Source organism: Citrobacter tructae (assembly GCF_004684345.1).
In the GTDB taxonomy this organism is placed as follows: Bacteria; Pseudomonadota; Gammaproteobacteria; order Enterobacterales; family Enterobacteriaceae; genus Citrobacter; species Citrobacter tructae.
In genome coordinates this window covers 1,099,606-1,117,771 of sequence record NZ_CP038469.1, presented here as the reverse complement: position 1 = coordinate 1,117,771, position 18,166 = coordinate 1,099,606, and the positions used below count along the sequence as shown (strand labels likewise).

At 49.7% G+C, this 18,166-nt stretch carries 19 protein-coding genes; 15 read left to right on the top strand and 4 right to left on the bottom strand.

Features of this window, described 5'->3' with window-relative positions:
- Positions 1-253: 253 nt before the first annotated feature.
- The 4 genes from E4Z61_RS05910 to pspF all read right to left on the bottom strand — a co-directional run bounded on the left by E4Z61_RS05910 (position 254) and on the right by pspF (position 3,597).
- Positions 254-883: a helix-turn-helix transcriptional regulator gene (locus E4Z61_RS05910; protein WP_135321977.1), complete on the bottom strand. Its 630-nt coding sequence runs from the start codon at positions 881-883 to the stop codon at positions 254-256.
- Positions 884-1,010: 127 nt separating this feature from the next.
- The gene (locus E4Z61_RS05905; RefSeq protein WP_135321976.1) at positions 1,011-1,976 is read right to left on the bottom strand and encodes a threo-3-hydroxy-L-aspartate ammonia-lyase; all 966 of its coding nucleotides are present in this window, start codon (positions 1,974-1,976) and stop codon (positions 1,011-1,013) included.
- Between the two features lie 27 nt (positions 1,977-2,003).
- On the bottom strand, positions 2,004-2,399 hold the full coding sequence (locus tag E4Z61_RS05900) for a RidA family protein (protein ID WP_135321975.1): 396 nt from the start codon (positions 2,397-2,399) through the stop codon (positions 2,004-2,006).
- A 208-nt stretch (positions 2,400-2,607) separates the two neighbouring features.
- Entirely contained in the window at positions 2,608-3,597 is a 990-nt protein-coding gene (pspF, locus tag E4Z61_RS05895; protein ID WP_167817527.1) for a phage shock protein operon transcriptional activator, read from the bottom strand.
- A 155-nt stretch (positions 3,598-3,752) separates the two neighbouring features.
- Here pspF and pspA point away from each other — a divergent pair, with 155 nt between their 5' ends.
- The 15 genes from pspA to E4Z61_RS05820 all read left to right on the top strand — a co-directional run bounded on the left by pspA (position 3,753) and on the right by E4Z61_RS05820 (position 18,163).
- Positions 3,753-4,421, top strand: a complete 669-nt coding sequence (gene pspA, locus E4Z61_RS05890; protein WP_135321973.1) for a phage shock protein PspA — start codon at positions 3,753-3,755, stop codon at positions 4,419-4,421.
- Positions 4,422-4,475: 54 nt separating this feature from the next.
- Complete coding sequence (gene pspB / locus E4Z61_RS05885; RefSeq protein WP_135321972.1) at positions 4,476-4,700, top strand: envelope stress response membrane protein PspB; 225 nt, start codon at positions 4,476-4,478, stop codon at positions 4,698-4,700.
- Positions 4,700-5,059: an envelope stress response membrane protein PspC gene (pspC, locus tag E4Z61_RS05880; RefSeq protein WP_135321971.1), complete on the top strand. Its 360-nt coding sequence runs from the start codon at positions 4,700-4,702 to the stop codon at positions 5,057-5,059. Before pspB ends, pspC begins: the two co-directional genes overlap by 1 nt.
- A gap of 8 nt (positions 5,060-5,067) precedes the next feature.
- Positions 5,068-5,298 (top strand): phage shock protein PspD, encoded by a 231-nt coding sequence (pspD, locus tag E4Z61_RS05875; RefSeq protein WP_135321970.1) that lies wholly within the window; start codon positions 5,068-5,070, stop codon positions 5,296-5,298.
- Positions 5,299-5,462: 164 nt separating this feature from the next.
- Entirely contained in the window at positions 5,463-7,172 is a 1,710-nt protein-coding gene (locus E4Z61_RS05870; protein ID WP_135321969.1) for a sugar phosphorylase, read from the top strand.
- 13 nt (positions 7,173-7,185) lie between these two features.
- Positions 7,186-8,478 (top strand): ABC transporter substrate-binding protein, encoded by a 1,293-nt coding sequence (locus E4Z61_RS05865; protein WP_135321968.1) that lies wholly within the window; start codon positions 7,186-7,188, stop codon positions 8,476-8,478.
- Between the two features lie 20 nt (positions 8,479-8,498).
- Positions 8,499-9,380, top strand: a complete 882-nt coding sequence (locus tag E4Z61_RS05860) for a carbohydrate ABC transporter permease (protein ID WP_135321967.1) — start codon at positions 8,499-8,501, stop codon at positions 9,378-9,380.
- Positions 9,367-10,209 (top strand): carbohydrate ABC transporter permease, encoded by an 843-nt coding sequence (locus E4Z61_RS05855; RefSeq protein ID WP_135321966.1) that lies wholly within the window; start codon positions 9,367-9,369, stop codon positions 10,207-10,209. Before E4Z61_RS05860 ends, E4Z61_RS05855 begins: the two co-directional genes overlap by 14 nt.
- A 27-nt stretch (positions 10,210-10,236) precedes the next feature.
- Complete coding sequence (locus tag E4Z61_RS05850; protein ID WP_135321965.1) at positions 10,237-11,289, top strand: D-guloside 3-dehydrogenase; 1,053 nt, start codon at positions 10,237-10,239, stop codon at positions 11,287-11,289.
- Between the two features lie 16 nt (positions 11,290-11,305).
- Positions 11,306-12,094 (top strand): 3-dehydro-D-guloside 4-epimerase, encoded by a 789-nt coding sequence (locus E4Z61_RS05845; protein WP_135321964.1) that lies wholly within the window; start codon positions 11,306-11,308, stop codon positions 12,092-12,094.
- A 10-nt stretch (positions 12,095-12,104) separates the two neighbouring features.
- Complete coding sequence (locus E4Z61_RS05840; protein ID WP_135321963.1) at positions 12,105-13,160, top strand: D-glucoside 3-dehydrogenase; 1,056 nt, start codon at positions 12,105-12,107, stop codon at positions 13,158-13,160.
- Positions 13,157-15,433: a glycoside hydrolase family 65 protein gene (locus E4Z61_RS05835; protein WP_135321962.1), complete on the top strand. Its 2,277-nt coding sequence runs from the start codon at positions 13,157-13,159 to the stop codon at positions 15,431-15,433. The genes E4Z61_RS05840 and E4Z61_RS05835 overlap by 4 nt, the downstream gene beginning before the upstream one ends.
- Entirely contained in the window at positions 15,430-16,098 is a 669-nt protein-coding gene (gene pgmB / locus E4Z61_RS05830) for a beta-phosphoglucomutase (protein ID WP_135321961.1), read from the top strand. Before E4Z61_RS05835 ends, pgmB begins: the two co-directional genes overlap by 4 nt.
- A gap of 10 nt (positions 16,099-16,108) precedes the next feature.
- The gene (locus E4Z61_RS05825; RefSeq protein ID WP_135321960.1) at positions 16,109-17,191 is read left to right on the top strand and encodes an ABC transporter ATP-binding protein; all 1,083 of its coding nucleotides are present in this window, start codon (positions 16,109-16,111) and stop codon (positions 17,189-17,191) included.
- A gap of 66 nt (positions 17,192-17,257) precedes the next feature.
- Positions 17,258-18,163, top strand: coding sequence for an OmpG family monomeric porin (locus E4Z61_RS05820; protein WP_135321959.1), 906 nt, complete (start codon positions 17,258-17,260; stop codon positions 18,161-18,163).
- Positions 18,164-18,166 lie beyond the last annotated feature (3 nt).

Here is an 18,166-nt window from a genome sequence, read left to right as displayed (position 1 = left end):
TGTATAAAGGAGCTATCTTACTAATATTTAATGACATTTGCCATTACCGTTTGTGTTTGGTTGCATTATGGGGAAGCCGTATTGATAAGCGCGAATGGGGCATTGCGACCTGCTCAATATTTATACCTGCTATCCACTTTTGCTGTACCTTATTCACTATCTTAGCATTTTTACGCCCGGTCTGACCCGCAATAAACACGGGATTAGCCCCAGCGACTCACTTCCAGTGGGGCATACTTTCTTATTCGCTCATTTAACGCGCCTGGCGAGCATAAAGGTAGGCGGTTGCCCTGGACACGCCAAGATGCTGCGCCACCGTATCCATCGATTTTCGTACGTTCAGTAAACCTTCCTGACGTAATTGCTGAATCAGTTCCTTTCTGTCTGCTGTTTTCAGGGCTCGTGCCGTTGTCGCGCGTTTGGCGGCAAAGTCATCAATACGCTGGCGGATCACTTCATTACTGCCAGGATCGAGATGTTCGTTCACGGGGGACATTTCGGTTTCTGTAAAGCGAGCAAGCGCACTTTGCATACCGCGAAACAGCGTCATATCGACATTAAGGCATAGCGCTGCAACGTATTTACCTTCTTCATCTTTGATGCCGATAGAGGTGCTTTTTACCGGTCTGCCGTCGGCAAACTGATTGCTGTAGTTGGCAATGATATTTGGAAAGTCAGGTGATGCGATGCGTGCCAGCCCCAACTCTGTTGCCGGCTGACCGGGTTTACGTCCGGAAAGATTATTGTGTATCGATAAAATCGCATGTTCAGGATTCTTGAGGTCATGAACAACCACTTCACAAAAAGGGGCAAAGGTATCGCTCAGCCCCCTGGCGATAGTATCAATTTGGTTGAGCAGCGTGTTATCGTCGTTTTTTGGCATGCCAGTCTCCTGCGGTGATGCCTGTTGCCATTATTGCGCGCAGTTTACAGCGTCCTGACATCGTTTTTCCAGACGGGAATGAGTCGGCAGGAATCAGGTATCTGTACCGCAGATACCTGATTTGTCATCAAGCGAGGAATTCACTGTAGCGACTGATATCAACGTTCCCACCGCTAATAATAATGCCGATTTTCTTTCCGTGAAGTTCTGCTTTTCGCGCTCTTGCGGCAGCAAAACCAAGACAGCCAGTGGGCTCGACGACGATTTTCATGCGTTCAGCGAAAAATTTCATCGAGTTAACTAATTCAGCGTCTGAAACAGTCAGTATATCGTTTACATTTTTTTGGATCAGCGGAAACGTATAATGCCCAAGGTGTTGGGTCTGAGCACCATCTGCAATGGTTTTCGGCGTATCGATGTGAACGATGTTGCCGCTGCGAAACGACTGCTGGCCATCGTTACCGGCCTCTGGCTCTACGCCATAGATGATGCAGTCCGGAGACAGATGTCGTGCCGCTAGCGCGGAACCGGATAGCAGGCCTCCGCCTCCCAGGCAGACGAAAAGCACGTCTAACGGACCTACTTCCTCAATCAATTCTTTCGTCGCGGTGCCTTGACCTGCAATAACGTGTGGATGATCGTAAGGAGGGATCAGCGTCAGCCCTTGTTTTTCTGCCAGCTCCCGACCAATTTGTTCTCGATCTTCAGTGTAGCGGTCGTAAATCACAACGTTTCCGCCATATCCTTTCGTGGCGGCAACTTTGGCTGCCGGTGCATCATGCGGCATGATAATGGTCGCCGGAATGCCAAGCAATTTTGCGGACAGAGCGATGGCTTGTGCATGATTTCCTGAAGAAAATGTCACGACTCCGGCAGCGCGTTGTTGTGGTGTAAACTGGCGTAGCGCATTCATTGCTCCGCGAAACTTGAACGCGCCCATCCTCTGAAGGTTTTCGCACTTAAAGAAGACGTCAGCACCAAATTCTTCATTTAACGTTCGTGATGTCATTACCGGCGTCTGGTTAGCGTAACCTTTGATGCGCTCAGCCGCAGCGGCAATATCGTTATAATCAGGAAGTATTATTTCACTCATTTTTGCTCACCTGTATGCAGTTAAAAATCATGCATGTTGTGCTAACGCAACCGCTTCAATTTCTACGGCAAAGCCGTAATGAAGCTCTGATACGCCAGCGACAGCGCGGGCAGGGCGGAAATCACCGATCCACTCGCCATAGATTCGATTAAACGTTGGCCACTGGCTGATATCCGTCACGTAGACGCGCACTGACACCAGTTGCTGACGAGAAACGCCCGCACCAGCCAGACAAGCATCAACATTCTGTAGTGCCAGCTTGGTTTGATCTTCAAAAGACGCATCTGCTTTTTTTTCACCCTCAATGGTGACTGGCAACTGTCCTGAAATGAAGACGAATCCCCCGGCCGTCACACTATGCGAGTAATGGCCTGCAGGCGGGAAACTGTCGGTGGTCGAGTTCAGTGTAATGTTTGTGGGCATAAACGAATCTCCTGGCGTAATTGATAAGTCAATTTGTATAAAATAAGACTGTTTGTATTATTTTATACACCATTGTTTTACTTTCAGCCAGTACCCGTTTTCACCTCAGGTGATTGTTAAGTAAACATCCATCCAAACAGCACGGCCCGCCAGGTAAAAATGTTGCAGGCAACGGGCGTAAGTGTGGGCGAGTTGTGTCAGGGAAACGCTAGATATGATGCTTTTTGAGCAATGCGCGTAGCTGATGGTAGGTCAGCCCGAGCAATTCAGCCGCCTTTTTCTGATTAAACTTTGCCTGCTGCAGACTGGTTTGCAAAAATTCCTTTTCTTGCTGCTGCTGAAAATCGCGCAGATCCAGCGGTAATGTTACAGATGCCTGCCCGTTTTCCTGCGCCTGAGTTTGCTCGACGTGACGTTTAAAAGGGTCAATCACGACCTCATCCAACGGAAACTCGCTGGTGCCGTGGCGGTAAACGGAGCGCTCGACGACGTTTTTCAGTTCACGAATATTGCCTGGCCACCGGTAATGCAAAAGGGTCTCTCTGGCCTGTGCGCTAAAACCTGGAAACAGCGGTAAGCCGATCTCGCGGCACATCTGAATGGCAAAATGCTCGGCCATTAACATGATGTCGCTTTGGCGCTCCCGCAACGGTGGGAGTTGCACTACATCAAAAGCCAGTCTGTCGAGCAGATCCGCGCGAAACGTGCCTTCACTGACCATCTGGGGTAAATCGGCGTTGGTGGCGCAGACCAGACGCACGTTGACCTGCAACGGTTGGCTTCCGCCAACGCGTTCCAGTTCCCCATACTCGATCACGCGCAGCAACTTTTCCTGTACCAACATCGGGGCGGTTGCCAGTTCATCAAGAAACAGCGTCCCGCCATCGGCGCGTTCAAAGCGTCCTGGATGACGTTTTTGTGCGCCGGTAAAGGCGCCCGCTTCGTGACCGAACAGTTCTGAATCGAGTAAGTTTTCATTGAGCGCTGCGCAGTTCAGCGAAATAAATGGCCCCTGCCAGCGCGAGGAGAGGTAATGCAGACGGTTGGCGATCAACTCTTTGCCGGTACCTCGCTCACCGATCACCAGCACCGGCTTATCCAGCGGCGCCAGCTGAGAAACCTGCTCCAGCACCTCAATGAAACTGTTGGCTTCGCCGAGGAGATTGTCTTTGTATTCTGCCATGATGAAATTAACCATTTATTAGTGTTATTCACCAATGTACCCTAAATTTGATACCAGGTAAAATTAACAATTCTTTTTATAATCAATTAATTGAAAAGTTGGCATGTAATCTGCAACAACACAGCAGCAGGGCATCGCCCGATATCAGAACAGTAAGTGAGGATTACATTATGGGTATTTTTTCTCGTTTTGCCGACATCGTGAACGCCAACATTAATGCGTTGCTGGAAAAGGCCGAAGATCCGCAGAAACTGGTGCGGTTAATGATTCAGGAAATGGAAGATACGCTGGTTGAGGTGCGTTCCAACTCGGCACGCGCGCTGGCGGAAAAGAAACAGCTATCCCGCCGTATTGAACAGGCCACCGCACAACAGGTTGAGTGGCAGGAAAAAGCGGAGCTGGCGCTGCGCAAAGAGAAAGAAGATTTGGCGCGCTCTGCCTTAATTGAAAAGCAGAAGCTCACCGACCTGATTACCTCTCTGGAACATGAAGTGACGCTGGTTGATGACACGCTGTCACGCATGAAGAAAGAGATTGGTGAGCTGGAGAATAAACTCAGCGAAACCCGTGCTCGTCAGCAGGCGTTGACGCTGCGTCATCAGGCCGCCAGTTCTTCACGTGACGTTCGCCGTCAGCTGGACAGCGGTAAGCTGGATGAAGCAATGGCACGCTTTGAGTCTTTTGAGCGTCGTATCGACCATATGGAAGCCGAAGCTGAAAGCCATAATTTCGGTAAGCAAAAATCGCTGGATCAACAATTCGCCGACCTGAAAGCGGATGATGAAATCAGCGTGCAGTTGGCACAGTTGAAAGCCAAAATGCAGCAAGACAAGCAATAATAATATCTGGCGGCGCCCGAACGCGCCGCCGCTCATCACCTGTAAGGAGTACTCATGAGCGCGCTATTTCTGGCCATCCCGTTAACCATTTTTGTGCTGTTTGTTTTACCGATTTGGTTATGGCTGCATTACAGCAACCGTTCCAGTCGCGGCGAATTGTCGCAAAGCGAACAGCAGCGTTTAGTGGAACTGAACGCTGAAGCGCAGCGCATGCGTGAGCGTATTCAGACGCTGGAAGACATTCTGGATGCTGAACATCCTAACTGGAGGGACCGCTAATGGGTGGCGTTAACCTGAACAAAAAACTGTGGCGTATTCCGCAGCAAGGCATGGTGAAAGGCGTCTGTGCTGGCATCGCACAATATCTCGACGTCCCGGTGAAGCTGGTACGGATTCTGGTGGTACTGTCGATCTTCTTTGGTCTGGCCTTTTTCACTTTAGTTGCCTATATCGTTCTGACCTTTGTTCTGGACCCGATGCCGGACAATGTGGCAACGGGTGAACAGCAGCCGTCCAGCGGTGAACTGTTAGATGCCGTCGACCGCGAATTGGCGGCAAGTGAAAATCGTTTGCGTGAGATGGAGCGTTATGTGACGTCAGATACCTTCACATTGCGTAGCCGCTTTCGTCAATTGTGAGGATTGAGATGAACAATCGCTGGCAACGTGCCGGGCAGAGGGTTAAGCCGGGCTTTAAAATAGCAGGTAAGCTGGTGCTTCTTACCGCGCTTCGCTACGGCCCTGCGGGCGTGGCCGGGTGGGCGGTAAAATCCGTCGCCCGCCGTCCGCTGAAAATGTTGCTGGCGTTGGTACTGGAACCTTTGTTGAGTCGTGCGGTGGCAAAATTATCGAAACGCTATTCAGGTAATCAATCCTGATATCTGACACAACAAAAGCAAGCAACAATTAATCAACATTCCCTCGGTTAATTTGCGGCAGCTCACAAATACGATTTTTTGGCTGCCAAAATTCTTTTATAACCCCCCTCCAGAACACCTCCCCGGATTGACAGCTTATTTTCGGCAGAGTAGTCTCTTGCTTCATGGGACCGCTACCACGAGAAATTAAGGTGAATCACAAAATCCAAAAATGTTTGACTGAAGTCTATGGAGATACATTTACTCCGCTTCACTATGATGCGCTGATTTCGCGTTTAGAAAAGTCACAAAAATTAATTACAAAAGCACGTAAAACGCATTGGGATGAGAGCGATATCGTTCTGATTACCTATGCCGATCAATTTTATAGTACAGATAAAAAACCACTCCCAACGTTTAATCAGTTTTACAATGAATGGCTTAAGTCGACATTTTCACATGTCCATTTGTTACCGTTTTATCCGTGGTCATCGGATGATGGTTTTTCAGTGATTGATTACCATCGGGTTGCCGAAGAAACAGGGGACTGGAATGATATTAAGCAATTAGGTCAATCCAGCCGCTTGATGTTTGATTTTGTTTGTAATCATATGTCAGCAAAAAGTGGATGGTTTAATAATTATTTACAACAGGTAGACGGTTATGAAAATTTCTTTATTGCGATGGTACCGGACACGGACCTGAGCAATGTAACGCGTCCCCGTGCATTACCTTTACTCTCACCGTTTACGCTGAAAGATAATACGGTGCGTCATTTGTGGACGACGTTCAGCGACGACCAGATTGATCTCAACTACGAGAATCCGTTGGTTTTGCTGGCAATGGTCGACGTGCTGCTGAGCTATCTTGAACAGGGTGCAGACTACGTCCGCCTGGATGCCGTTGGCTTCATGTGGAAAGAGCCTGGCACCACCTGTATCCATCTGGAAAAAACGCATCAGTTAATTAAATTATTCCGTGCGATTGCTGACTGCGCTGCGCCGGGCACTGCCATCATCACCGAAACGAACGTTCCGCATAAGGATAACATTTCCTACTTTGGCAATGGACAGGATGAAGCACACATGGTGTACCAGTTCTCGCTGCCGCCGTTGGTGCTTCATGCCGTACAACGACAGGATACAACGGTGTTGTGCCAATGGGCGCAATCACTGATGTTGCCATCCCACGAGACCACCTGGTTTAATTTTCTGGCATCACATGACGGTATAGGGCTTAACCCACTGCGGGGCCTGTTACCCGAAGATGAAATCTTGCAGCTGGTCACGGAACTACAGCAGGAAGGTGCACTCGTTAACTGGAAAAATAACCCGGATGGCAGTCGCAGTCCGTACGAAATTAACGTGACATTTATGGATGCGCTAACACCGAGTAATAGCAGCGATGCTGAAAGAATTGCTCGTTTTGTTCTTGCGCACACCATTTTACTGAGTTTTCCGGGAGTGCCTGCAATTTATATTCAAAGTATCCTGGGGGCACGCAATGATTATAAAAACGTTGAGGAACTGGGATACAACCGGGCGATTAACCGTAAGAAATATCAGTTGCAGCAAATAGAAGAAGCGTTAGTCGATGAAAACAACTTGCGTCACACTATCTATCATGAATTATCCAGATTGATTGTGATTCGTCGTAATAATAAAGCATTTCATCCAGATAGCCTATTTGAAATAAACAGTATCACGCCGTCCGTGATGCAAATTAAACGCACAGCAGAGACGGGCGAAGAAATTATCGGTTTGTTTAACGTTAGTGGCCAACATCAAACCATCAAAGTTGATATTGAAAATGGATTTGATTTGATTGGTGCAATTAATGTTTCGGCTGGGGAATTAACACTGCACGCCTGGCAGGTTATGTGGGTTAAAAGATAAAAAGGAATATTTCATGCTTAAAGCAAAAATTGTGCTGTTATCAGCACTGGTGTCCTGCGCCTTGATTTCAGGGTGCAAAGATGATGATAAGTCCTCGGTCACGATTGAATTTATGCACTCCTCGGTAGAACAGGAGCGACAGGCGGTTATTGCGAAACTGATTGAGCGCTTTGAAAAAGAAAATCCAGGCATCAGCGTAAAACAGGTGCCTGTCGAAGAGGATGCCTATAACACCAAAGTGATCACCCTGGCGCGTAGCGGTTCGCTACCTGAAGTGATTGAAACCAGTCATGACTACGCCAAAGTCATGGATAAAGAGTCGCTGATTGATCGCAAAGCTGTCGATAAGGTGATCAACAACGTTGGAGAAGGGGCTTTTTATGATGGTGTGCTGCGAATTGTGCGCACCGAAGATGGTAAGGCGTGGACCGGGGTTCCGGTCAGTGCGTGGATTGGCGGGATCTGGTATCGCAAAGACGTGCTGGCAAAAGCCGGTCTGCAAGAGCCGACAAACTGGCAGCAGCTGGTAGATGTGGCACAAAAATTAAACGATCCCACCAACAAGAAATATGGTATTGCGCTGCCAACGGCGGAAAGCGTTTTGACCGAACAGTCATTCTCTCAGTTCGCGCTGTCTAACCAGGCCAACGTTTTTGATGGGCAAGGAAAGATAACGCTTGATACCCCTGAGATGACGCAAGCGCTGCAATATTACCGCCAGCTCGCAATGAACACGATGCCAGGCTCTAACGACATTATGGAAGTTAAAGATGCTTTCATGAACGGTACAGCGCCGATGGCTATTTATTCCACCTACATTCTGCCTGCAATTATTAAAGAGGGTGATCCCAAAAATATTGGCTTTGTTGTGCCGACGGAAAAAACATCCGCGGTATACGGCATGCTGACATCGCTCACTATTACTGCGGGTCAGAAAACGGAAGAGACAGAAGCGGCGGAAAAGTTTGTCACCTTTATGGAGCAGGCCGACAACATTGCTGATTGGGTCATGATGTCCCCCGGTGCGGCCTTACCGGTGAATAAAGCCGTGGTGAATACGGCGACTTGGAAAGAGAACGGTGTGATTAACGCGTTGGGTGAATTGCCTAATCAGTTGATCGCCGAATTGCCGAATATCCAGGTGTTTGGTGCTGTAGGTGATAAAAACTTTACCCGCATGGGCGATGTTACCGGCTCCGGCGTTGTTAGTACCATGGTGCATAACGTCACGGTAGGAAAAGCCGACCTTTCAACGACTATCAAGGCCAGCCAGATAAAACTGGATGACCTCGTTGAACAGCGCTGATGGGGAAATGGAAAGCCGTGATGAATAAGTTCTTTTCAGGCCGTTCTGATATGCCATTTGCCATGCTGCTGCTGGCACCCAGTTTGCTCTTGCTGGGAGGCTTAGTGGCGTGGCCGATGATTTCTAACATCGAAATCAGTTTTATGCGCCTGCCGCTCAACCCGCAAATTGAATCCACGTTTGTCGGTTTGAGCAACTACATCCGAATCCTGTCCGACCCCGGGTTCTGGCATTCGCTATGGATGACGGTCTGGTACACCGCGCTGGTGGTGGCGGGAAGTACGGCGCTGGGACTGGGTGTAGCGATGTTCTTTAACCGTGAGTTTCGCCTGCGCAAAACGGCGCGTTCACTGGTGATCCTCTCTTATGTGACACCTTCTATTTCGCTGGTGTTTGCCTGGAAATACATGTTCAACAACGGCTACGGCATTGTGAACTACCTCGGTGTCGATCTGCTGCATCTCTACGATCAGGCACCGCTGTGGTTCGATAATCCCGGTAGCAGTTTTGCCCTGGTCGTGTTGTTCGCCATCTGGCGCTACTTCCCGTATGCGTTTATCTCGTTTCTGGCCATTTTGCAGACGATCGATAAATCGCTGTACGAAGCCGCCGAAATGGATGGCGCGAACGCCTGGCAACGGTTTCGTATCGTCACGCTGCCCGCGATTATGCCGGTGCTGGCGACCGTGGTCACGCTACGTACCATCTGGATGTTCTATATGTTTGCCGACGTTTATCTGCTGACCACGAAAGTCGATATTCTCGGGGTGTATCTCTATAAAACAGCGTTTGCATTTAACGATTTAGGCAAAGCAGCAGCGATATCTGTGGTCCTTTTCGTCATCATTTTCGCTGTGATCCTGCTGACCAGAAAACGGGTGAACCTCAATGGCAATAAATAAGCGCACGCTTGGCCGCATTGGCTTTTACTGTGGATTAGCCGTCTTTTTGGTCATCACGCTATTTCCTTTCTTTGTGATGCTGATGACCTCATTCAAAAGCGCGAAAGAGGCGATTTCGTTACATCCCACGCTGCTACCACAGCAATGGACGTTGGAACATTACATCGACATCTTTAACCCGATGATCTTCCCGTTTGTTGATTACTTCCGTAACAGTCTGGTGGTGTCGGTAACCGCATCGGTGGTGGCCGTGTTTCTTGGCATCCTCGGCGCTTACGCCTTGTCGCGCTTGCGTTTTAAAGGACGTATGACCATCAACGCCAGCTTTTACACGGTGTACATGTTCTCCGGGATCTTGCTGGTGGTGCCGTTGTTCAAAATCATTACGGCACTCGGGATCTATGACACAGAAATGGCATTGATTATCACCATGGTCACCCAGACGCTGCCGACGGCCGTGTTCATGCTGAAGAGTTACTTCGACACGATCCCGGATGAAATTGAAGAAGCGGCGATGATGGATGGCTTAAATCGTCTGCAGATCATCTTCCGCATTACCGTGCCGTTGGCGATGTCCGGGCTGGTTTCGGTGTTTGTTTACTGCTTTATGGTGGCATGGAATGACTATCTTTTTGCGTCGATTTTCCTCTCCAGCGCCAGCAATTTCACCTTACCGGTTGGTCTGAATGCGCTGTTCAGCACGCCTGACTATATCTGGGGACGCATGATGGCCGCGTCGTTAGTGACAGCATTGCCGGTCGTCATTATGTATGCGCTTTCCGAACGTTTTATTAAGAGTGGTTTGACCGCAGGCGGCGTGAAAGGCTAAGCGGCCAGTTTAATTGAGGAGTTATAAATGAAAAAGTTAGTTGCCACTGAACCGCGTGTCGCGGCACTGGTGGAATATGAAGATCGCGCGGTTGCAGCCAACGAAGTGAAAATCCGCGTCCGCTTTGGCGCCCCAAAACATGGTACTGAAGTGGTCGATTTCCGTGCGGCCAGCCCGTTTATTGATGAAGATTTCAACGCCGAGTGGCAGATGTTTATGCCGCGCCCAGAAGGCGCGCCGCGTGGAATCGAATTCGGCAAATTCCAGCTTGGCAATATGGTTGTGGGTGATGTTATTGAATGCGGCAGCGATGTGACCGATTACGCTGTGGGTGATTCTGTCTGCGGTTACGGCCCGCTGTCTGAAACGGTAATCATCAACGCGGTTAACAACTACAAGCTGCGCAAAATGCCTGAAGGCAGTTCATGGAAAAACGCGGTCTGCTACGACCCGGCCCAGTTCGCCATGAGCGGCGTACGTGATGCCAATGTACGTGTTGGTGATTTTGTGGTCATCGTGGGGTTAGGGGCGATTGGTCAGATCGCGGTGCAGTTGGCGAAGAAAGCGGGGGCGTCGATTGTCATTGGCGTTGATCCGATAGCTCATCGCTGCGATATCGCTCTGCGTCATGGCGCAGACTTCTGCCTCAACCCGATTGGCACCGATGTTGGTAAAGAGATCAAGACGCTGACCGGTAAGCAGGGGGCGGATGTGATCATCGAAACCAGTGGCTATGCGGATGCCTTGCAATCGGCATTACGCGGTCTGGCCTATGGTGGGACCATTTCTTATGTCGCGTTTGCTAAGCCTTTCGCTGAAGGCTTCAACCTGGGCCGTGAAGCGCATTTCAACAATGCCAAAATTGTATTCTCCCGCGCGTGCAGTGAACCTAATCCAGATTATCCGCGCTGGAGTCGCAAGCGTATTGAGGAGACCTGCTGGGAACTGCTGATGAATGGTTACCTGAACTGTGAAGAGCTTATCGACCCGGTAGTCACTTTTGCGAGCAGCCCGGAAAGCTATATGGAGTATGTCGATCGCCATCCGGAAAAGAGCATCAAAATGGGCGTGACGTTTTAATTAAGGAATGCAAAAGATGAAAATTGGAACACAGAATCAGGCTTTTTTCCCGGAAAACATTCTTGAGAAATTCCGTTATATCAAAGAGATGGGATTTGACGGTTTTGAAATTGACGGCAAATTGCTGGTCAATAATCTTGAGGAAGTGAAAGCGGCAATCAAAGAAACGGGTCTGCCCGTGACCACCGCCTGCGGTGGCTACGACGGTTGGATCGGTGATTTTATTGAAGAGCGTCGTCTGAACGGTTTACAGCAGATCACCCGCATCCTGGAAGCGCTGGCGGAAGTGGGCGGTAAAGGCATTATTGTTCCGGCTGCATGGGGCATGTTTACCTTTCGCTTACCGCCAATGACTTCGCCGCGTAGCCTGGAAGGCGATCGCAAAATGGTGAGTGATTCGCTGATTTATCTCGATAAAGTAGCCGAACGCACCGGAACGGTGGTGTATCTGGAGCCGCTCAACCGCTATCAGGACCATATGATTAACACTCTGGCTGATGCTCGCCGCTATATCGTGGAAAACAACCTGAAGCATGTGCAAATCATCGGTGATTTTTACCACATGAACATCGAAGAAGATGATATGGCACAGGCACTGCACGATAACCGGGATCTGCTGGGGCATGTGCATATTGCCGATAACCATCGCTACCAACCAGGGACCGGTACGCTTGATTTTGCCGCGCTGTTTGACCAACTGCGTGAAGATAATTACCAGGGATACGTGGTGTACGAAGGGCGTGTACGGGCAGAAAACCTGTCGGATGCTTACCGTGAGTCGCTGGCCTGGCTGCGAACCTGTTAAGAGGATTTCCGTGAAAAGTGCAATGACAAGCTCTCCGCTTCGTGTCGCCATTATCGGTGCCGGACAGGTGGCGGATAAAGTTCATGCTTCGTACTACTGCACCCGCAACGATCTGGAACTGGTGGCTGTCTGTGACAGTCGCCTGTCACAGGCGCAGGCGCTTGCAGAAAAATACGGCAATCCGCAGGTTTGGGACGATCCTCAGACGATGTTACGCGAAGCTAAGCCCGATATCGTCAGCATCTGTTCACCCAATCGCTTCCATTATGAACACACGCTGCTGGCGTTGAACTCCGGGTGTCATGTGATGTGCGAGAAACCCCCGGCAATGACGCCAGACGAGGCGCTGGAGATGTGTAAAACGGCGCGCCGGATGGGGAAAGTGCTGGCTTATGATTTTCATCATCGTTTCGCACTGGATACACAGATCTTACGTGAGCAGGTAATGACTGGCGTGCTGGGTGAAATTTATGTCACCAATGCCCGGGCATTGCGTCGCTGCGGCGTACCTGGATGGGGTGTATTTACTAATAAAGTTCTACAGGGCGGTGGGCCACTGATTGATATCGGTATCCATATGCTTGATGCCGCCATGTATGTGCTGGGTTTTCCGGCGGTAAAACGCGTTAGCGCGCACAGCTATCAACGCATTGGTACGCGTAAGAACAGCGGCCAGTTTGGGGAATGGGATCCTGCGACGTATACCGTTGAGGATTCATTATTTGGCACGATTGAATTTCATAACGGCGGTATCCTGCGCCTGGAAACCTCATTTGCACTGAACATTCCAGAGCAATCCGTCATGAACGTGAATTTTTGCGGCGATCTTGCGGGGGCAACGCTGTTTCCGGCTCAGGTTTATACCGATCGTGATGGGACGCTGGATGTTTTGCTCCAGCGTGAAATGGCCGATGACAATCGTCACTATCGCAGCATGGAAGCCTTCGTGAATCATGTTCAGGGTGAGCCTGTCGCTATTGCTGACGCAGAGCAGGGCGTCGTTCTTCAACAATTGGTGGCGGCACTTTACGAGTCGGCTGAAAAAGGGATGTCCGTAGAATTATGATGAAGCCAGTAACGTTAACCGAACTGATTTTTTGCCCACACAGTTTGAATAAATTCGCGTCACTCATGACGATCGGCAACGGTTACATGGGGATTCGCGCCAGCCACGAAGAAGCCTATACCTTACAGACTCGCGGCATGTATCTTGCGGGGCTGTATCATCGGGCGGGCAAAAGTGAAATTAATGAACTGGTCAATTTACCTGATGTGGTAGGCGTGGAGATCGTGCTCAATGGCGAGATTTTCACGCTAAACAGCGGAGTTATTGAGAGCTGGCATCGTGAACTGGATTTTGCCAGCGGGGAATTACGCCGTGCGCTGGTCTGGCGTGCGTCAGATGGCGCGCGTTTCGCCATAGAAAGCAGACGCTTTGCTTCTGCACAGCAACTACCGCTGTTTGCTATGGAAGTCGTTGTTACGCCGCTGGATGCTGATGCCAGCATTGGTATCTCGACCGGTATTGATGCCACGATCACCAATCATGGCCGTCAACATCTTGATGAAACGCAGGTCCGGGTTTTTGGTCAGCATCTTTTGCAAGGTATTTACACCACCCAGGATAATCGCAACGATATCGCCATCACCTCGTATTGTGATGTCGATGGCGCAGCGCAGCGCTGCTTCACCGCGAAAGAGCGTCGGTTGTTACAGCATAATACTGTTCACGCACAAGCCGGACAGCGCGTCACGCTGACGAAAATTAGCTGGATTGACTGGGCGAGCGAACGCAGCTTGTCGCTTGAAACCTGGGGACGTCAGTCGCTGCGCAACCTGGAAGCATGTGCACAGAAGGGCTATGACGCACTGCTGGCGGAGTCAACCGCCAACTGGCATGACTGGTGGCAAAGCCGTCGCGTTCAGGTCACCAGTACGGATATGAGCGATCAGCGAGCGCTGGATTTTGCGCTTTATCATCTGCGGGTGATGACCCCAGTTCACGATGAGCGCAGCAGTATTGCGGCAAAGGGGCTGACGGGGGAAGGGTATAAAGGCCATATATTCTGGGATACCGAAGTTTTCCTGTTACCGTTTCATCTATTCACTGAGCCGAATACCGCGAGAAGTTTATTACGTTACCGCTGGCATAATCTGCCGGGCGCACGCGAAAAAGCCCGCCGCAACGGTTGGCAGGGCGCGCTGTTTCCCTGGGAGAGCGCTCGCAGCGGTGAAGAGGAAACGCCGGAGTTCGCGGCGATCAACATTCGCACCGGGCTGCGTCAGAAAGTGGCCTCCGCGCAGGCTGAGCACCACCTCGTGGCGGATATTGCCTGGGCGGTGATCAATTACTGGCACGCTACCGGTGATATGAACTTTATGTCCCGTGAGGGAATGACGCTGCTACTGGAAACCGCGAAGTTCTGGATCAGCAGGGCTGTCATGGTTAATGATCGCTTAGAGATCCACGATGTTATTGGCCCGGATGAATACACTGAGCATGTGAACAACAATGCGTTCACCAACTATATGGCTTGGTACAACGTTGAACAGGCGTTGAGTTTCGCTCATCAGTTGGGGTGTAGCGATGAAACGTTTATTCACCGCGCAGAATACTTTTTACAACGTCTCTGGCGACCGGACGTTCAGCCCGATGGCGTACTGCCTCAGGATGATACGTTCCTGAGCAAGCCGGTGATCGACCTGTCGAAATACAAAGTTAAAGCGGGTAAGCAAACCATTCTGCTTGATTACTCCCGTGCAGAAATCAACGAAATGCAAGTTCTCAAGCAGGCTGATGTGGTGATGCTGACTTACATGCTACCGGAGCAATTTAGCCCGCACACGTGCCTCGCGAACCTGCGTTTTTATGAGCTACGCACCATTCATGACTCCTCGCTGAGTAAAGCGATCCACGGCATTGTCGCCGCGCGTTGTGGGGATTCAGAACAGGGCTATCATTTCTGGCGCGAAGGGGCGCAGATCGATCTTGGGGATGATCCGCATAGCTGTGATGACGGTATTCATGCGGCGGCAACGGGTGCTATCTGGTTGGGGGCCATCCAGGGATTCGCGGGAGTCAGCGTTCGTCATGGCGAGTTACATCTGGATCCTGTTTTACCTGCGCACTGGCAGGCACTGTCTTTCCCACTGCGTTGGCAAGGCATTGACATGCAGGTAACCCTCAATGCAGCTGAAATCCGTATTGCCAGCGCCGCGCAGATTTACCTGTGGGTGAAGGGGGAAAAGATCTGCTTACAGGGGGAATCCGTTATCAGTTACGACGGGGTTATTACATCCATAAATGGGACCGCTACCACAAAAAGGGGCGATAAATGAAGCTCAATCCGCAGGCCGTTATTTTCGATTTGGATGGGGTGATTACCGACACCGCGCACCTGCATTTTCTCGCCTGGAAACATATTGCTGAAGACGTTGGGATCATGATTGATGAAGCCTTTAACGACACTCTGAAAGGGATCAGTCGCGGTGAATCATTGCAACGTATTTTGCAACATGGTGGTAAAGCGGGGGAGTTTACACTTGAGGCTTGCGCACAATTGGCAGAGAGAAAAAACGATCTGTATGTCCATTCTTTGCGCCAGTTGACGGTCAACTCGGTATTGCCGGGAATTCGCGAGCTTTTGGTTACGCTGCGGAAAATGCAGATTCCAGTGGGATTAGCGTCAGTGTCGCTTAACGCGCCTGCTATTTTGCAGGCGCTGGATATTAGCCACTATTTTGATTTTTGTGCGGATGCGGCACTGATCAGCCGCTCTAAACCCGATCCGGAGATTTTTCTCGCCGCCTGCGCCGGTCTCGGTGTTGATCCGCAGCAGTGTATTGGCATCGAGGATGCACAGGCGGGTATTGATGCTATCAATGCTTGCGGCATGCTCTCTGTTGGCATCGGTACGGGGCTAACCGGGGCAAGTATGCAACTCTCTTCGACCGAACTTCTGACGTGGCCGTGCTTATCGGCTTTCTGGCAACACGACAAGTAAAGGATTCAACATGGCACAGCTTTCGTTGCAACATATCCAAAAAATATACGATAACCAGGTGCACGTCGTTAAAGACTTTAATCTGGAAATTGAAGACAAAGAGTTCATTGTTTTTGTTGGCCCTTCTGGCTGTGGGAAGTCAACGACGCTGCGTATGATCGCTGGGCTGGAAGAGATCAGCGGTGGTGATCTGCTGATTGACGGTAAGCGGATGAACGATGTGCCGGCAAAGTCTCGCAATATCGCAATGGTTTTTCAGAACTACGCGTTGTATCCACACATGACCGTCTATGACAACATGGCGTTTGGCCTGAAAATGCAGAAAATTGCTCCTGCCGTAATTGAGGAACGCGTCAATTGGGCGGCGCAAATCCTTGGTCTGCGCGATTATCTGCAGCGTAAACCTGGCGCGTTATCTGGTGGGCAGCGTCAGCGCGTGGCATTGGGGCGCGCGATTGTTCGTGAGGCGGGGGTGTTCCTGATGGATGAACCCTTATCAAATCTCGATGCCAAGCTTCGCGTTCAGATGCGGGCTGAAATTAGCAAACTGCATCAGAAACTCAATACCACCATGATTTATGTCACCCATGATCAAACCGAAGCCATGACGATGGCGACGCGAATTGTGATTATGAAGGATGGTATTGTTCAACAAGTTGGTGCGCCCAAAACGGTATATAACCACCCAGCCAATATGTTTGTTGCCGGATTTATTGGTTCGCCAGCCATGAATTTTATTCGTGGTGCAATTGACGGCGATAAATTTGTGACAGAAACGCTGAAGTTAACGATTCCACAAGATAAGTTAAATGTATTAAAAGCACAGGGCTATGAACATCAGGCCGTCACGCTGGGGATTCGACCTGAAGATATTCATCCGGAATTGTGTAATGGCAATAGTATATTGGCAAAAATTAGCGTGGCGGAATTAACCGGCGCTGAGTTTATGCTTTATACCATTGTTGGGGGGCATGAGTTGGTGGTCCGTGCCGGGGCTATGAATGATTATCATGCAGGAGAAAATATCACCATTCATTTTGATATGGATAAATGCCATTTCTTTGATGCTGAAACCGAAATAACAATTAAATAATTATTTGGGGGGGGATACCCCCCAAAGCCTGGAGATTTTTTAAAAGTATTTTAACAAGGAATAAAAATGAAAACCTTACTGACCTCTACTGCGCTGGTCATGTGCGCAGGAATGGCCTGCGCGCAGGCTGCTGAAAATAATGACTGGCATTTTAATATTGGTGCTATGTATGAAATTGAAAATGTCGAGGGCTATGGCGAAGATATGGATGGCCTGGCCGAACCGTCCGTTTATTTCAATGCGGCAAATGGTCCGTGGAAAATATCCATAGCCTATTATCAGGAAGGACCGGTTGATTATAGCGAGGGCAAACGCGGTACCTGGTTTGATCGCCCGGAACTGGAAGTTCGTTATCAGTTCCTTGAAAGCGATGACCTGAATTTCGGTTTGACCGGCGGTTTCCGTAATTACGGTTATCACTATGTCGATGAACCAGGTAAAGACACCGCCAATATGCAGCGCTGGAAAATACAGCCGGATTGGGATGTTAAACTTACTGATGATTTGCGTTTCAGTGGATGGCTGGCAATGTACCAGTTCGTCAATGATTTAAGTACCACGGGTTACTCAGACAGCCGTGTTGAAAGTGAAAGTGGGTTGAATTATACCTTTAACGAAACGGTGGGATTGACGGTAAATTATTATCTTGAGCGCGGTTTCAATATGGATAAGTCACGCAACAACGGTGAATTTTCCACCCAGGAAATACGTGCTTATTTACCTCTGTCATTCGGTAATACCACTCTGACACCGTACACCCGCCTGGGCCTCGACCGTTGGTCAAACTGGGACTGGCAGGATGATATGGAACGTGAAGGCCACGATTTCAATCGTCTCGGTTTGCTGTATGCCTATGATTTTCAAAATGGTATTTCGATGTCGCTGGAATATGCCTATGAATGGGAAAACCATGACGAAGGCGAGAGTGACAAATTCCATTATGCGGGTATTGGTGTCAACTACGCATTCTAAAAT

What these genes read in the sequence shown, in the direction of transcription:
- E4Z61_RS05910 (WP_135321977.1), bottom strand. Translation starts at nt 883, where the DNA reads ATGCCAAAAAACGACGATAACACGCTGCTCAACCAAATTGATACTATC.
- E4Z61_RS05905 (WP_135321976.1), bottom strand. Translation starts at nt 1,976, where the DNA reads ATGAGTGAAATAATACTTCCTGATTATAACGATATTGCCGCTGCGGCT.
- E4Z61_RS05900 (WP_135321975.1), bottom strand. Translation starts at nt 2,399, where the DNA reads ATGCCCACAAACATTACACTGAACTCGACCACCGACAGTTTCCCGCCT.
- pspF (WP_167817527.1), bottom strand. Translation starts at nt 3,597, where the DNA reads ATGGTTAATTTCATCATGGCAGAATACAAAGACAATCTCCTCGGCGAA.
- pspA (WP_135321973.1), top strand. Translation starts at nt 3,753, where the DNA reads ATGGGTATTTTTTCTCGTTTTGCCGACATCGTGAACGCCAACATTAAT.
- pspB (WP_135321972.1), top strand. Translation starts at nt 4,476, where the DNA reads ATGAGCGCGCTATTTCTGGCCATCCCGTTAACCATTTTTGTGCTGTTT.
- pspC (WP_135321971.1), top strand. Translation starts at nt 4,700, where the DNA reads ATGGGTGGCGTTAACCTGAACAAAAAACTGTGGCGTATTCCGCAGCAA.
- pspD (WP_135321970.1), top strand. Translation starts at nt 5,068, where the DNA reads ATGAACAATCGCTGGCAACGTGCCGGGCAGAGGGTTAAGCCGGGCTTT.
- E4Z61_RS05870 (WP_135321969.1), top strand. Translation starts at nt 5,463, where the DNA reads ATGGGACCGCTACCACGAGAAATTAAGGTGAATCACAAAATCCAAAAA.
- E4Z61_RS05865 (WP_135321968.1), top strand. Translation starts at nt 7,186, where the DNA reads ATGCTTAAAGCAAAAATTGTGCTGTTATCAGCACTGGTGTCCTGCGCC.
- E4Z61_RS05860 (WP_135321967.1), top strand. Translation starts at nt 8,499, where the DNA reads ATGAATAAGTTCTTTTCAGGCCGTTCTGATATGCCATTTGCCATGCTG.
- E4Z61_RS05855 (WP_135321966.1), top strand. Translation starts at nt 9,367, where the DNA reads ATGGCAATAAATAAGCGCACGCTTGGCCGCATTGGCTTTTACTGTGGA.
- E4Z61_RS05850 (WP_135321965.1), top strand. Translation starts at nt 10,237, where the DNA reads ATGAAAAAGTTAGTTGCCACTGAACCGCGTGTCGCGGCACTGGTGGAA.
- E4Z61_RS05845 (WP_135321964.1), top strand. Translation starts at nt 11,306, where the DNA reads ATGAAAATTGGAACACAGAATCAGGCTTTTTTCCCGGAAAACATTCTT.
- E4Z61_RS05835 (WP_135321962.1), top strand. Translation starts at nt 13,157, where the DNA reads ATGATGAAGCCAGTAACGTTAACCGAACTGATTTTTTGCCCACACAGT.
- pgmB (WP_135321961.1), top strand. Translation starts at nt 15,430, where the DNA reads ATGAAGCTCAATCCGCAGGCCGTTATTTTCGATTTGGATGGGGTGATT.
- E4Z61_RS05825 (WP_135321960.1), top strand. Translation starts at nt 16,109, where the DNA reads ATGGCACAGCTTTCGTTGCAACATATCCAAAAAATATACGATAACCAG.
- E4Z61_RS05820 (WP_135321959.1), top strand. Translation starts at nt 17,258, where the DNA reads ATGAAAACCTTACTGACCTCTACTGCGCTGGTCATGTGCGCAGGAATG.